We start from the raw sequence: 12,147 nt of genomic DNA, 5'->3' as shown, positions 1-12,147 counted from the left end.
TACGCCGGCATCACTGATCTTCTTCACAGGCATGCCATAATCCTTACAAATCTCTTCTAAAAAGTTTTGAGCAATGACAGGGATATCTTCAATACGTTCCGTTAAATGGGGAACGTGGATGTTGATGACATTTAAACGGTGGTATAAATCCATTCTGAAGTTGCCGTCTTCAATCTCTTTTAACAAGTCTTTGTTGGTTGCGGCAATGACCCTTACGTTAACTTCAAATTCTTTCTCGCCACCTACACGGGTAATTTTATGTTCCTGCAGCGCACGGAGTACTTTTGCCTGTGCAGAAAGACTCATGTCGCCAATTTCATCCAGAAATAAAGTTCCACCATTAGCCAGCTCAAATTTACCAATACGTTGTTTTACGGCAGAGGTAAAAGATCCTTTTTCGTGTCCAAAAAGTTCGCTTTCAATTAGTTCTGAAGGGATGGCGGCACAGTTAACCTCAATAAGAGGGCTGTCGGCACGGTGACTTTTTTCATGCAGCCATCTTGCTACCAATTCCTTACCACTACCGTTAGCGCCAGTTACTAAAACACGGGCTTCAGTAGGGGCAACACGTTCAATAGTTTCTTTAATTTTATTGATCACCTCAGATGCACCAAGGATGTTTCTTGTTTTGCTTGCTTTTCTTTTGAGAACCTTAGTTTCCGTTACTAAATTTCCACGGTCTAAAGCATTCCTTACGGTAATTAACAGGCGATTTAAATCAGGTGGTTTAGAAATAAAATCGAAAGCACCTTTTTTACTGGCTTCAATTGCGGTCTCCACCGTTCCGTGGCCAGAGATCATGATAAAAGGAAGGTCAGGACTATAAGCAAGGGCTTGTTCTAAAACCTCCATGCCGTCCATACGGTTCATTTTGATGTCGCAGAGTACGAGATCATATTTTTTCTTTTTAATCAGTTCTAATCCTTGAACGCCATTATCAATATCATCAACCTCATAGTTTTCGTATTCTAAGATCTCCCTTAAGGTGCTTCTTATCGCCCGCTCGTCATCAATTATTAATAATTTTGCCATAGGTTGTACTAAATATTTTATATGAGGATACTAAGATATTACTATTTACTAATATTTCAGAAAAATTAAAAAATGTAAGCCTATAAGCCGGGTTCTGTATCTCCTTGCGGAGTTTCTATCATTAATCTACTATAAATGTTGCCATTTATCTCTAACGACCTACCCACTAACATCGGACGGGCAGCCCTACATGCGTTAGCCTATTTGGTCTTTCAACTCCCGGGGTTTACCAACGTTCCGGTCGCCCGGAACAGTCCTGAGCTCTTACCTCACGATTTCAACCTTACCTGTGCTTAAAAAGCCATCGGCGGTGTATTTTCTGCGGCACTTTCCATAGTTCAGGTATTCATTCCTGAACCTCTTCCCGTTAGGAAGCGAGATGCCCTGTGTTGCCCGGACTTTCCTCTTATTGCTTTCATATGCGCTGAACAAGTCAGCCATTATTTCAGCATACAAGCGATAGAACGGCTTACATTTTTTTCAAAGGTAGTAAAAACGATTCTATTTGCAGCGATTAAGGTTTGCTGCCACCTCTTCACTGGTGTACATTCCTTGTTTATTGCCGAAAGTGTTGGTGATGTATACAATAAGTTGTGCAATGTCTATGTTGGCCATTTTGGTTTCCGCAGGCATTTTCTCATTGTAAACTTTTCCGGCCACGGTAACAGGGCCCTCCAAGCCATTTTTTATGATGCAGGCCAGCTGTGCTTTATGGTCTTTCATAAAAACGGTATCTGTTAAAGGAGGAGCAAGTTCACCAAGTCCTTCGCCCTTTTCACCATGGCAATTCTGACAATGCTGTATATAAAGGTCTCTGCCATTGGTATAATACATATCTTGCTTCATGCTGTCGGCACTTTGGCAAGAATAGATGATGGTAGTAACCATCACCATATAAATGGCCGTAATGATTGTTTTGCGCATTGCTTATTTTTTATATTCTTCCAAAAGTATAGCAACGTCTTTGCCTAACTGGGCTACCGCTTTGGCATCAGTACCATCGTAAAAACCACGCATGTGCCTGTCCTTATCCACTAAAACCAACCAGCCCTGGTGTATATAACCATCTCTGTTGGTAGAATCTTGCAGCACCGCTACCAAATAACTTTTTTCTGCTATGGTATAAATGTCATCTTTAGTGCCATAAGCAAATTGCCATTTATCGCCATCAACACCTAATTTCTTTGCGTATTTTTTCAATACCGAAGGCTTGTCGTATTTAAAATCTATGGAATGCGACAAAAACATTAAATCAGGATTATCTTTGTACTGGTCATAAATGGTCTTCATATTTCTGTGCATCACCGGACAAATACTGGTGCATGAAGTAAAGAAGAAATCAGCTACGTATATTTTGTTTTTAAATTTGTCATTAGTAATGATTACACTGTCCTGATTTAAAAAACTAAATGGGGTTATAGTTTGATAGACAGAATCAACCTGGGTTGTGCCATCTGCATTTTGAGTTGTTACAGCATCTCTATTGCCATATATAGGCAATTTATGCTCATTCTTGCAGGAAGAAAATGATAATAAGGCGGCGAAAAGCAGGACTGAAATGTTCGGAAACTGTTTAATAGTAATGATGGACATGCTACAAAGGTACATTTCATAAAAAATAAAGTGTAACGTAGCTGTAAATATTTGTTAGTTTTGGCAACAAGAATAGAATATAATTAATGAGAACTAGATATAATGCCGGTATTACAGCTTTAGGAGGCTACGTACCAGACCATATTTTAACCAACCATGCTTTAGAAGAGATGGTTGATACTAATAGTGAGTGGATTGTGTCCCGAACGGGAATTAAAGAAAGACGTATAGTTAACGATGCAAGCATTGCTACTTCAGACCTGGCCGTAAAAGCTGTGGAACGTTTACTGGAGAATGCAAAGCTCAGTCCTGATTTTATAGAATGTGTTATTGTGGCTACATCTACACCAGATTATATTATGGTGTCTACCGCTAGTGTGGTCTGTGAGAAAGCGGGTTTGGTGAATGCCTGGGGTGTAGATTCAAATGCAGCCTGCAGTGGTTTTCTCTATGCTTTAACCTTAGGGGCGAGTTTAATTGAAAGTGGCCGTTATAAAAATGTAATCGTTATTGGGGCAGATAAAAACAGTGCCATCATCAATTATGAAGACCGCAATACCTGTATACTTTTTGGTGATGGGGCCGGAGCAGTTTTACTAGAGGCTACTACAGCTGAAGTAGGATTAATAGACAATGTTTTCAGAACTGACGGCAGCGGCAAAGAGCAACTGATTGTACAAGGTGGAGGTTCTTTAAATCCATCATCTTTAGAAACTGTAAATAACAAGTTAAGCTTCATCAGTCAAAACGGAAGGGTTGTTTTTAAAGCGGCTATTGAAGGAATGACTTCTACCTGTAACGAGGTATTTAAAAGAAATGATATAGGCGCTGAAGATATCGACTGGTTGATTCCACACCAGGCAAACCTAAGGATTATTCAAGCTGTAGGTGACAACCTGAAGATTCCAATTGAAAGGGTAAAAATTAATATAGACCGTTATGGTAATACCACGGCGGCAACCATTCCTTTGTGTCTTTGGGACTTTAAGGATGACTTTAAAGCAGGTGATAAAGTTTTATTAACTGCTTTTGGTGCCGGATTTTCGTGGGGTGCCACGTTTCTGGTATGGGGTAATTTAAGAGGTTAAGGTTAAAAATAATAAAATCTAAACAAAGTTTTCATGACTTTGTTTAGATTTTAACCTAACCCAATAAACATGAAACACAAGATTCTCTTTACCGCTTTAATTGCGGGCGCCTGTACATTTCAGGCCTGTCAAAATGCAAACAAAACTAGCAACGACCCTGATTCTCTAACTACAGGGCTAGTAGATTCTGCCAACCAGGCAATGGAAGATACTGCAGGCATCAATAACAACGACACAGCAAATTTTATTACTCAGGCTGCCATAGGCGGAAAAATGGAGGTTGAGCTTGGCAATCTGGCTCAAAAACAGGCGGCAAGTGCAGCTGTTAAAGAGTTTGGAGCTTTAATGGTTAAAGACCATAGCAAAGCCAATACAGAGTTGAAAATGATTGCAGGCACCAAGAAAGTAGATTTGCCTGATGGTTTTCCTGCTGCTATTCAATCGCACATAGACAGCATGAAAAACATGAAAGGCGCGGACTTTGACAAGCATTACATGACGATGATGGTGCAGGATCATGTAAAAGATATTGCGCTATTTAAAGCGGCTACCGGTAACAGCGATGCTGACATTAGCGGCTTTGCTAAAAAAACATTGCCGGTATTAGAAACGCATCACCAAAAAGCAACGGCAATTCAAAAATCCCTTAAATAGGAGGTAACCATGAAAACCGATGATCCTAAAAAACCAATCACTAATCAGGAAGACACAGCGTTCGAAAACCCTTCGACAGACCCTGGGTTTGAACCTTCTTTTTTAGAAGAGGAGTCTCCATTGGAAGAAGAAAAGGATGAAGACATTAAAAAGTATGAGCCTGGCGATGACCCCTCTTCAGAAATCATTTAAAAAGTTCAAAGCTATATAGGGCATCACTCCAAAAGGCATCAAGGGCAATCATCCGCGGCTTAAAAAATGAAATCAGCGCTGGCCAGTCCGTTTGTTTAAATATACTTACGCTGGCCAGGCTCATGGAAATTCTGCTCACTGTTTTATATTGCTCATTGTGGGCATGTAACTCCCATTTCCAGTCTTCATTCAAATAACCTTTTAACAGCGTTTTATATTCTACAAACTGCTCAAACATCAACTCCTGAATGCCGGGGTCAGGGTGCGACATTTCTATCGCTATATAGGCCTCCCGCTGGTCTACCTGCATTTTAAAATACAGGTGTTTAATCCCTGTTTTGTAATTTATCCAATTTATTTTTTGCCCTTCTGCAGAGAGGTTCAGCGACATGTATTGTCCGAATGCTGTCCAGAATGCTTGTTTGATTGCCGTAGCCTGTTCTTTTGTATACAAGTGTGTTTGAATTAATACATCATAAACGACAAATTTAACAAATTACTTTTACTAGTTTAATTTGGATTAATTCCAAATAATACCAATCTTTGCATCAAATTATACTAATGCAAAATTCAACGATAGACATTTCAACTCCTTGGGCCGAAGTATTCAGTACTAAAAATGGCAGCATATACCAAAGTGACAGCGAAGGCTGCTGGTATATTGATTTTAGCGGCAAAGTTGCCCGTTTTGATTATCGCTGCCTGTTAAAATTAAAAAAAGCAATATATAACCTTAATATAGAGGCTTTATTGTTAAATAGCAAAAAATCTGCTGATCTTGAAATCGTATTTATTTGCGCTTGCGATCATTGTTATATCCTTGATTTAATGGAAATCATTGCATTTAAAGAATTACTGGAAGGTACCTTTGTGATGTTAAGTCTCAACCATATCATCCATGATTGCTTATATCGCATACCTGCTTAACTGTTATTAGACTCTTTCCATATAGCAATTATTTAGTGCTGAAAGTAATTAATAGCATTATTTTTGATTAATCAATCAAAATACTAAATCCAATTGTTATGAAAGACATCATTCGTATTAAGAGCCTAATTTCTGCTGACGTAGAGATGCTTTTAAACCAACAAATAAAAAAAGAAGCGCATTCATCATCAGTATACTTATCTATGGCCTCATGGTGTGACCGCAATGGCTTCGATTATTCTGCAGATTACTTTTTTAAACAAGCAGAAGAGGAACGTTTACATCAGTTGAAATTTTTCAAGTACTTGTTAGATATGGGTGGTGCTGCTGCTTCTCCGGAAATTACAAATATCAAAAATGAATATAATGGTTTCCGCGAAGTTTTTGAAGAAGCGCTGGAAATGGAAGTTAACATTACCCAGTCTATAAAAAATATTGCTGCTCGTTGTCATAAAGAACAAGATTATGTGACCATAGAGTTTTTAAACTGGTTCTTTAAAGAACAAAGAGAAGAAGAGTACAAAGCAAGAAGAGCGCTAGAATTGTTTGACGTGATTGGTGAAGAAGGAACCGGCAGATGGGAAATTGATAAACATGTTGGAAAAATTCATTATTCCAGCGAAGACTAAAACCAGTTAAAACCTGGTTTAATATAAATATAAAGGACCAGGGAAAGTGGGTAAAAAATTAGATTCAGAGAAAAAAAGCAGTAAAAAAGACGATAAGCCTAAGAAGAAAAAGACTTGCTGCGAGAAGTATAAAAAGGGAAAAAGGTGTAAAAACTGCCCTCTTGCATAATTTATTTTTTTTAGGAAAGCAGTTTTTATAAAAACTTTTTATGGCTTTTCTTTATTTCACTTAAGGATTTAAATTTTAAAACTATTCTTATGGAAAATAAAGAAACACCAGCACATCATGCCGGCGATGAAAAGATTGGCAATGAAGAAGAAGAGAAAAAGCAAAACGCCGATAAAAGCGATTTAAAATTAAAAGGCCTGGATGACAAACGTCCGGCAGATGAAGACCTGCCAAAAGGCTGGACGCCAGATTCAGATACCAGCCGCGGTCCTGAAGACCTGAAATAATTTAATTATCAACAAAAAGAGCCTGACCATCAACGATGATCAGGCTCTTTTTGTATCACAGTATACCATAAAACCATTTATTTTTGAGTAGTAGACGCTAAACGTAAAAAGTACGGGGCAAGCGTCCCGTATATACCCTTGATTTTCAAATAACCGTTCGTTTCTTTAAACCTTTTTATGCGCTAACTCCTTATTAGTAAAGTTATTTAACAATTAAGGAGCGCTAATAATAGCTTAAAATTGAAGAAAATGAAAAAATTAAATAGCAGCTTTCTTGTCCTTTGCCTGTTGATTTTTATAGGCTGTGGATCTAATGAAAGTCCCGAACAACAAACGGATAGCACAGTAGCCGATACCATGGCTACAGATAGTTTAGCAGCCGACAAAACCGAGGCCACACCACAGGCTTCCGGCGACACTTCGCAGGCTGCTTTTCCGTCATCAAGGAAATCAAATACACAATAAATATTCTAAAAACAGGCATATGAAAAATTTAATTGATGCAAATGACGAAGTAATCGAGCTGCTTTTCGAAAGTCATCACATTGACCCTGATCCACCTGAAGAAGAGGATGAGGATGAAGATGAAGATCAAGACTTGCAGCAAGATCCTGATCGTGATAACGATGAAGGTTTGGGGCAGGGAATGGGCGAAGATGAATAAAAATTAAAAACACATGCTGAGCACTTTAACCCGGCCAAAACTCCGTGTCTTTACCTGGCACATTCATGGAAGTTACCTTTATTACCTTTCTCAGGGGAATTATGATCTTTATATTCCTGTAAATGAAAAAAAAACAGAAGGGTACTATGGAAGGGGTGAAACCTTTCCCTTTGGAGATAACGTAATAGAAATTGCTGCTGCACAGGTTAAAGATATGGAGTTTGACCTTATACTTTTTCAAACGGAACAGAATTTTTTTCAGGACCAGTTTGATCTTCTTTCTGAAAGTCAAAGAAAACTGCCGAGGGTTTTTCTGGAGCATGATCCACCTTGGGAACACCCGACAAATACCAGGCATCCCTTAAACGATCAAGATGTAATTCTGGTGCATGTTACTCATTTTAATAAACTGATGTGGGATAACCACCATTTAATTTCAAGGGTAATTAGCCACGGGGTAACGGAACCTACCGTCAGTTATTCTGGAAAGTTGAATCGCGGTCTGGTAGTCATCAATAACCTGCCTACCCGCGGCCGTTTATTGGGCTTTGATTTATTTAATGAGATTCGTAAAGAAGTGCCCTTAGATTTGGTAGGCATGGGTGCTGAGGCTTACGGAATTGGGGAAGTGCTTCATCCTGACCTTCCCGCTTTTATGAGCGAATACAGGTTTTTTTTCAACCCTATCAGGTATACAAGTCTGGGGCTTGCGGTGTGCGAAGCTATGGCGCTGGGCATGCCCGTTGTAGGATTGGCAACTACTGAATTGTCGGTCATCATTAAGGATGGATACTCCGGCTATATCCATACTGATATAGGTTACCTGGTAGAAAAGATGAAACACTTGTTAAGTGACCATGGTGCTGCGCTAGAAATGAGCAAAAACGCCAAAGAAACAGCTGTAGAACATTTCAATATTGTACGTTTTGTGCAACAATGGGAAGCGCTTTTCCATCATGTTATTGATGGTGATTATAAATCCCCCTTTACTAAAATACAACCTTAAAAGGCTACAGCAAAAATTAAAGATCATGAAAACTAAAATAGCATTGATTAGTGAACATGCTTCTCCATTGGCTTCTTTAGGGGGCGCAGATGCGGGAGGACAAAACGTTTATGTGGGAGAGCTAGCCAAACAATTGGCCCAAATGGGCTATGAAATTGACGTTTATACACGGTGGGAGCAAGCCCAGCTTCCAAAAGTGATGTGTTATGTGCCTGGTGTGAGGGTAATACATGTTCAAGCAGGACCAATAGTGCAGGTGCCCAAGGAAGAAATTCTATGTTTTATGGATGACTTTAAACAAGACATGCTCAGTTTTATTGAAAACGAGCAGTTAACCTATAAGTTAATCCATGCAAACTTTTTTATGTCGGGATGGGTGGCAATGAAATTAAAGGAACAGCTGGGTATTCCTTTTGTCATCACTTTCCATGCTTTGGGTCATGTGAGGCGTATCCACCAGAAAGAGCAGGATCATTTTCCTGCAGAAAGATCAAGCATAGAAGAGGAGATTGTGCAACAGGCGGATCGCATTATTGCTGAATGTCCACAAGACTTTGAAGATCTTCAAACCTATTACCATGCCGATGCTTCAAAATTAGCTGTCATTCCTTGTGGTTTTAACCCGGCAGAGTTTTTTCCTATCGACCAAAAGGCTTCTAAGCGTCGTTTAAAGATCAATAAAGATGATTTCTTATTGCTGCAGTTAGGACGTATGGTGCCTAGAAAGGGCATAGACAATGTCATCAAAGCTTTGCCTTTTCTGCAGGGGAAGGGCAAAGTAGTACGCCTGGTGATTGTTGGTGGAGAAGATGGAGACCAGGAAAAAGATAGTGAGGTTAGCCGGCTACAATCTTTGGTGAGCAGTTTGAAGCTGGAGAAGCAGGTTGTTTTTGCTGGTCGTAAAGATCGTAACCAATTGCGCTATTATTATGATGCAGCAGATGTATTTATCACTACGCCATGGTATGAACCTTTTGGAATTACGCCCCTGGAGGCCATGGCATGTGGCACACCTGTTATTGGTGCTGCAGTAGGAGGCATTAAACATACCGTCATAGATGGAAAAACAGGTTTTTTGGTGCCTCCACATGCGCCGGATCAGCTGGCCAAGAAAATCTCGCTGCTCCTCAATAACCGCGAATTAATGGAGAAGATGGGGAAAAATGCACTTGAACATGTTCATCAGTATTTTACCTGGCAAAAGGTTGCTGAAAAAATGAATGCGCTTTATGTGAATGTATTGGTCGACGAACAGTGCAACATACAGAAGGAGTGGAAAAAGATAGAAAGTGCTTTTGAAGATGCAGCACAGACCTTTCAACATGCTGCTGCGTTTTTAACCAGACAGGTGGCAGAAGCAGCGGCCACCATGAGCAAGGCCCTTAAAAATGGAGGGAAGATTTTGGTCTGTGGCAATGGTGGCAGTGCCGCCGAAAGTCAGCATTTTGCCGCTGAACTGACAGGAAGGTTTGAAATTCCCTTTCGCAAGGCCTTGCCTGTACTTTCCCTCACTGCCGATTCTGCTATTTTAACCGCCTGGTCTAACGATTTTGGCTTTGAAGAGGTTTTTGCACGACAAGTTCAGGCTTTTGGTATGCCCGGCGATGTATTGCTCTGCTTGAGTACTAGTGGCAACTCGCCTAACATTAGCAATGCCATTAAAATGGGGGTCAAGCAAAAAATGGTCTGCATCAATATGCTGGGCAAAGATGGAGGCGAGGCCGCTAAATTAGGGCATTTAAATTTGATAGTGCCTTCTTTTAGTACCCAAAGGATACAGGAAGTTCATTTACACCTTGTCCACCTCCTTTGTGGTCTAATTGAAAACCGTTTGTTTGGTGCACAAAGCAGTCCGGCTATAGAGAAGTCTGCTACTATCCCCTTTAGGATCATTAATGGAAATGCTGCGATGGCCTATAATCAAAAGATAAGGCATAACTATGGCAGCTAAACGTGCAATATTTTTAGATAAAGATGGAACGTTAATTCCTGATGTTCCTTATAATGTTGACCCTGCTAAGATTTCCCTCTCTGCAGAGGCTGTAGAAGGATTGCAAAAATTGCAACAGTCGGGATTTTTGCTGTTCGTTATTTCTAACCAGGCTGGTGTAGCAATGGGGTACTTTAAGGAAACAGCACTGCAACCTGTTGAAGTAAAATTACAATCTTTAATGGGGGCAAACAACCTGCATTTGAGTGGCTTTTATTGGTGTCCTCATCACCCTGAAGCCTTATTATCTTCTTATAGGATAGATTGTAATTGTCGCAAACCCAAACCTGGTTTAATTCAAAAAGCAGCTGCAGCACATGGTATTGACCTGTCGCAATCATGGATGATAGGTGACATTCTTAACGATATAGAAGCCAGTCACCGTGCGGGATGCCGTGCAGTACTTATTGAAAACGGCAATGAAACGGAATGGAAAATGAATGAACTGCGCTTACCAGATGTAATTGCAAATAACATTAACCAGGCGGCCGACAATATTTTAAACCTTAATAAATTTCAGCATTATGGAATATCTTCAACTGACGGAGCAATTTAAGAAATATAAAGTACTGGTAATCGGCGATTTTATAGTGGATGCTTACTTTAATGGCAGCTGCAACAGGGTGGCACCAGAGGCCCCTGTGCCGGTGGTAGACGTTAACCATAAATGTTATTGTTTAGGAGGGGCAGCAAATGTGGCTGCTAATTTAAAGGCGCTTGGGGCATCAGTGCGCTTTTGTTCAGTGACAGGTAAAGATGAAAGTGCTGAAAAGGGTGTACAATTATTGAAGGACGCCGGACTTACAGCCGAGCTTCTGCTTAAAGATGAGGGGCGACAAACATTATTGAAAACCCGTATCACCACACCTGCACAAACCTTGCTGCGCTATGATGAAGGTAGCACCACTGTGCTCACTGAAAATACATTGGCAAAGTTACTTGATAATATCAGAGGAGCCTATGCAACATGTGATGCCGTTTTAATTGCAGATTATCAAAAAGGAGTCATCAACACGGAGGTCATCAATTTGTTGGTGGAATTGAAAAGGGAAAAAGCGAAGCTCATTGCTGTAGATTCCAAGCGATTAAATGAATTTTCAGCATTGGAACCTTCACTCACTAAACCCAATTACGAAGAAGCGATTAAGATAGTCGGATTGCCTTATCAAAGCGCTGGTCGTGTGCAGCAATTACAGCAAGCCGGTCCAACACTATTTGCGCAAACCAAAGCAGCTGTTACCGCTGTTACGCTCGACGAAGAAGGTTCACTGCTCTTTAAAGGTTCAGAACTTTTATTCCATGTAAAAGCACCTGTAGCTGGCAAAAATCAGGTGAGTGGGGCAGGCGATACTTATATCAGTGCCTGTTTATTGGCCCTGTGTGCTAAAGCGGATGTACAGTACATGGCAGATTTGGGTACTTCGGCCGCTGCTATTGCCATCGGAAAAGAACATACAGCACTTTGTTACCTGGAGGAATTATCGGGATCATGCCTTCCTGTGGCAAAACATATTTCCAGCCAGACATCGCTGAAAAGCAGCTGTGCCTGGTATAAAAGCCAGGGTAAAAGAATTGTGTTTACCAATGGCTGTTTTGATATTTTACACAGTGGCCATGTGAGTTACCTCAACCAGGCAAAAGCCATGGGTGATATACTAATTGTAGGTTTAAATACAGATGAAAGCATTAAAAGACTTAAAGGAAGCAGTCGCCCGGTAAACTCTCTTGCCAACAGGATCCAGGTACTTGCTGCACTGAGTTGTGTAGACCATATTGTTACTTTTGGCAGTAAAAAAGATGATACGCCTATAGAGCTGATAAAAATGGTTCAACCACAGCTGTTTGTCAAGGGTGGCGATTATAAAAATACGCAGCTGCCAGAAGCGGCTATCTTGAATAAGCTAGGTTGTGAAATT

16 protein-coding genes and 1 other RNA gene are annotated in these 12,147 nt (G+C 40.3%); 12 read left to right on the top strand and 5 right to left on the bottom strand.

Annotated elements, in window-relative coordinates; all coding sequences use genetic code 11:
* From ACR2F7_RS04315 to ACR2F7_RS04300, 4 genes are all read right to left on the bottom strand, one after another.
* A partial coding sequence (locus ACR2F7_RS04315; RefSeq protein WP_432712362.1) for a sigma-54-dependent transcriptional regulator occupies positions 1-1,032 on the bottom strand: 1,032 nt, incomplete at its 3' end.
* A 67-nt stretch (positions 1,033-1,099) separates the two neighbouring features.
* Positions 1,100-1,508, bottom strand: an RNA gene (rnpB, locus tag ACR2F7_RS04310) — RNase P RNA component class A.
* 25 nt (positions 1,509-1,533) lie between these two features.
* Positions 1,534-1,956, bottom strand: a complete 423-nt coding sequence (locus ACR2F7_RS04305; protein ID WP_432712361.1) for a c-type cytochrome — start codon at positions 1,954-1,956, stop codon at positions 1,534-1,536.
* A gap of 3 nt (positions 1,957-1,959) precedes the next feature.
* Complete coding sequence (locus ACR2F7_RS04300; RefSeq protein WP_432712360.1) at positions 1,960-2,625, bottom strand: SCO family protein; 666 nt, start codon at positions 2,623-2,625, stop codon at positions 1,960-1,962.
* Positions 2,626-2,711: 86 nt separating this feature from the next.
* Between ACR2F7_RS04300 and ACR2F7_RS04295 the strand changes: the two genes are divergently transcribed.
* From ACR2F7_RS04295 to ACR2F7_RS04285, 3 genes are all read left to right on the top strand, one after another.
* Positions 2,712-3,713 carry a beta-ketoacyl-ACP synthase III gene (locus ACR2F7_RS04295; protein WP_432712359.1) on the top strand — a complete coding sequence of 334 codons (1,002 nt, stop codon included), beginning with the start codon at positions 2,712-2,714 and terminating at the stop codon, positions 3,711-3,713.
* 69 nt (positions 3,714-3,782) lie between these two features.
* Complete coding sequence (locus ACR2F7_RS04290; RefSeq protein ID WP_432712358.1) at positions 3,783-4,367, top strand: DUF4142 domain-containing protein; 585 nt, start codon at positions 3,783-3,785, stop codon at positions 4,365-4,367.
* A 9-nt stretch (positions 4,368-4,376) separates the two neighbouring features.
* On the top strand, positions 4,377-4,559 hold the full coding sequence (locus ACR2F7_RS04285; protein ID WP_432712357.1) for a hypothetical protein: 183 nt from the start codon (positions 4,377-4,379) through the stop codon (positions 4,557-4,559).
* Here the strand turns inward: ACR2F7_RS04285 and ACR2F7_RS04280 are convergent.
* The gene (locus ACR2F7_RS04280; protein WP_432712356.1) at positions 4,552-5,013 is read right to left on the bottom strand and encodes a DUF4268 domain-containing protein; all 462 of its coding nucleotides are present in this window, start codon (positions 5,011-5,013) and stop codon (positions 4,552-4,554) included. The genes ACR2F7_RS04285 and ACR2F7_RS04280 overlap by 8 nt on opposite strands.
* A 107-nt stretch (positions 5,014-5,120) precedes the next feature.
* Here ACR2F7_RS04280 and ACR2F7_RS04275 point away from each other — a divergent pair, with 107 nt between their 5' ends.
* The 9 genes from ACR2F7_RS04275 to ACR2F7_RS04235 form a co-directional block, all read left to right on the top strand.
* On the top strand, positions 5,121-5,486 hold the full coding sequence (locus tag ACR2F7_RS04275) for a hypothetical protein (protein WP_432712355.1): 366 nt from the start codon (positions 5,121-5,123) through the stop codon (positions 5,484-5,486).
* A gap of 98 nt (positions 5,487-5,584) precedes the next feature.
* On the top strand, positions 5,585-6,115 hold the full coding sequence (locus ACR2F7_RS04270) for a ferritin (protein ID WP_432712354.1): 531 nt from the start codon (positions 5,585-5,587) through the stop codon (positions 6,113-6,115).
* Positions 6,116-6,373: 258 nt separating this feature from the next.
* The gene (locus ACR2F7_RS04265; protein WP_432712353.1) at positions 6,374-6,571 is read left to right on the top strand and encodes a hypothetical protein; all 198 of its coding nucleotides are present in this window, start codon (positions 6,374-6,376) and stop codon (positions 6,569-6,571) included.
* A 249-nt stretch (positions 6,572-6,820) separates the two neighbouring features.
* Complete coding sequence (locus ACR2F7_RS04260; protein WP_432712352.1) at positions 6,821-7,036, top strand: hypothetical protein; 216 nt, start codon at positions 6,821-6,823, stop codon at positions 7,034-7,036.
* A gap of 19 nt (positions 7,037-7,055) precedes the next feature.
* The gene (locus tag ACR2F7_RS04255) at positions 7,056-7,235 is read left to right on the top strand and encodes a hypothetical protein (RefSeq protein ID WP_432712351.1); all 180 of its coding nucleotides are present in this window, start codon (positions 7,056-7,058) and stop codon (positions 7,233-7,235) included.
* Positions 7,236-7,248: 13 nt separating this feature from the next.
* Complete coding sequence (locus ACR2F7_RS04250; RefSeq protein WP_432712350.1) at positions 7,249-8,241, top strand: glycosyltransferase family 4 protein; 993 nt, start codon at positions 7,249-7,251, stop codon at positions 8,239-8,241.
* Between the two features lie 25 nt (positions 8,242-8,266).
* Positions 8,267-10,192 carry a glycosyltransferase gene (locus ACR2F7_RS04245; RefSeq protein ID WP_432712349.1) on the top strand — a complete coding sequence of 642 codons (1,926 nt, stop codon included), beginning with the start codon at positions 8,267-8,269 and terminating at the stop codon, positions 10,190-10,192.
* A complete protein-coding gene (locus ACR2F7_RS04240; RefSeq protein WP_432712348.1) occupies positions 10,182-10,787 on the top strand; it encodes a D-glycero-alpha-D-manno-heptose-1,7-bisphosphate 7-phosphatase in 606 nt (201 codons plus the stop codon). Before ACR2F7_RS04245 ends, ACR2F7_RS04240 begins: the two co-directional genes overlap by 11 nt.
* On the top strand, positions 10,756-12,147 hold a 1,392-nt coding region (locus ACR2F7_RS04235; RefSeq protein ID WP_432712347.1), incomplete at its 3' end, for a PfkB family carbohydrate kinase. The genes ACR2F7_RS04240 and ACR2F7_RS04235, both read left to right, overlap by 32 nt.

Source organism: Pedobacter sp. (genome assembly GCF_045628745.1).
In the GTDB taxonomy this organism is placed as follows: Bacteria; Bacteroidota; Bacteroidia; order Sphingobacteriales; family Sphingobacteriaceae; genus Pedobacter.
This window is presented reverse-complemented; position numbering and strand designations above follow the sequence as displayed.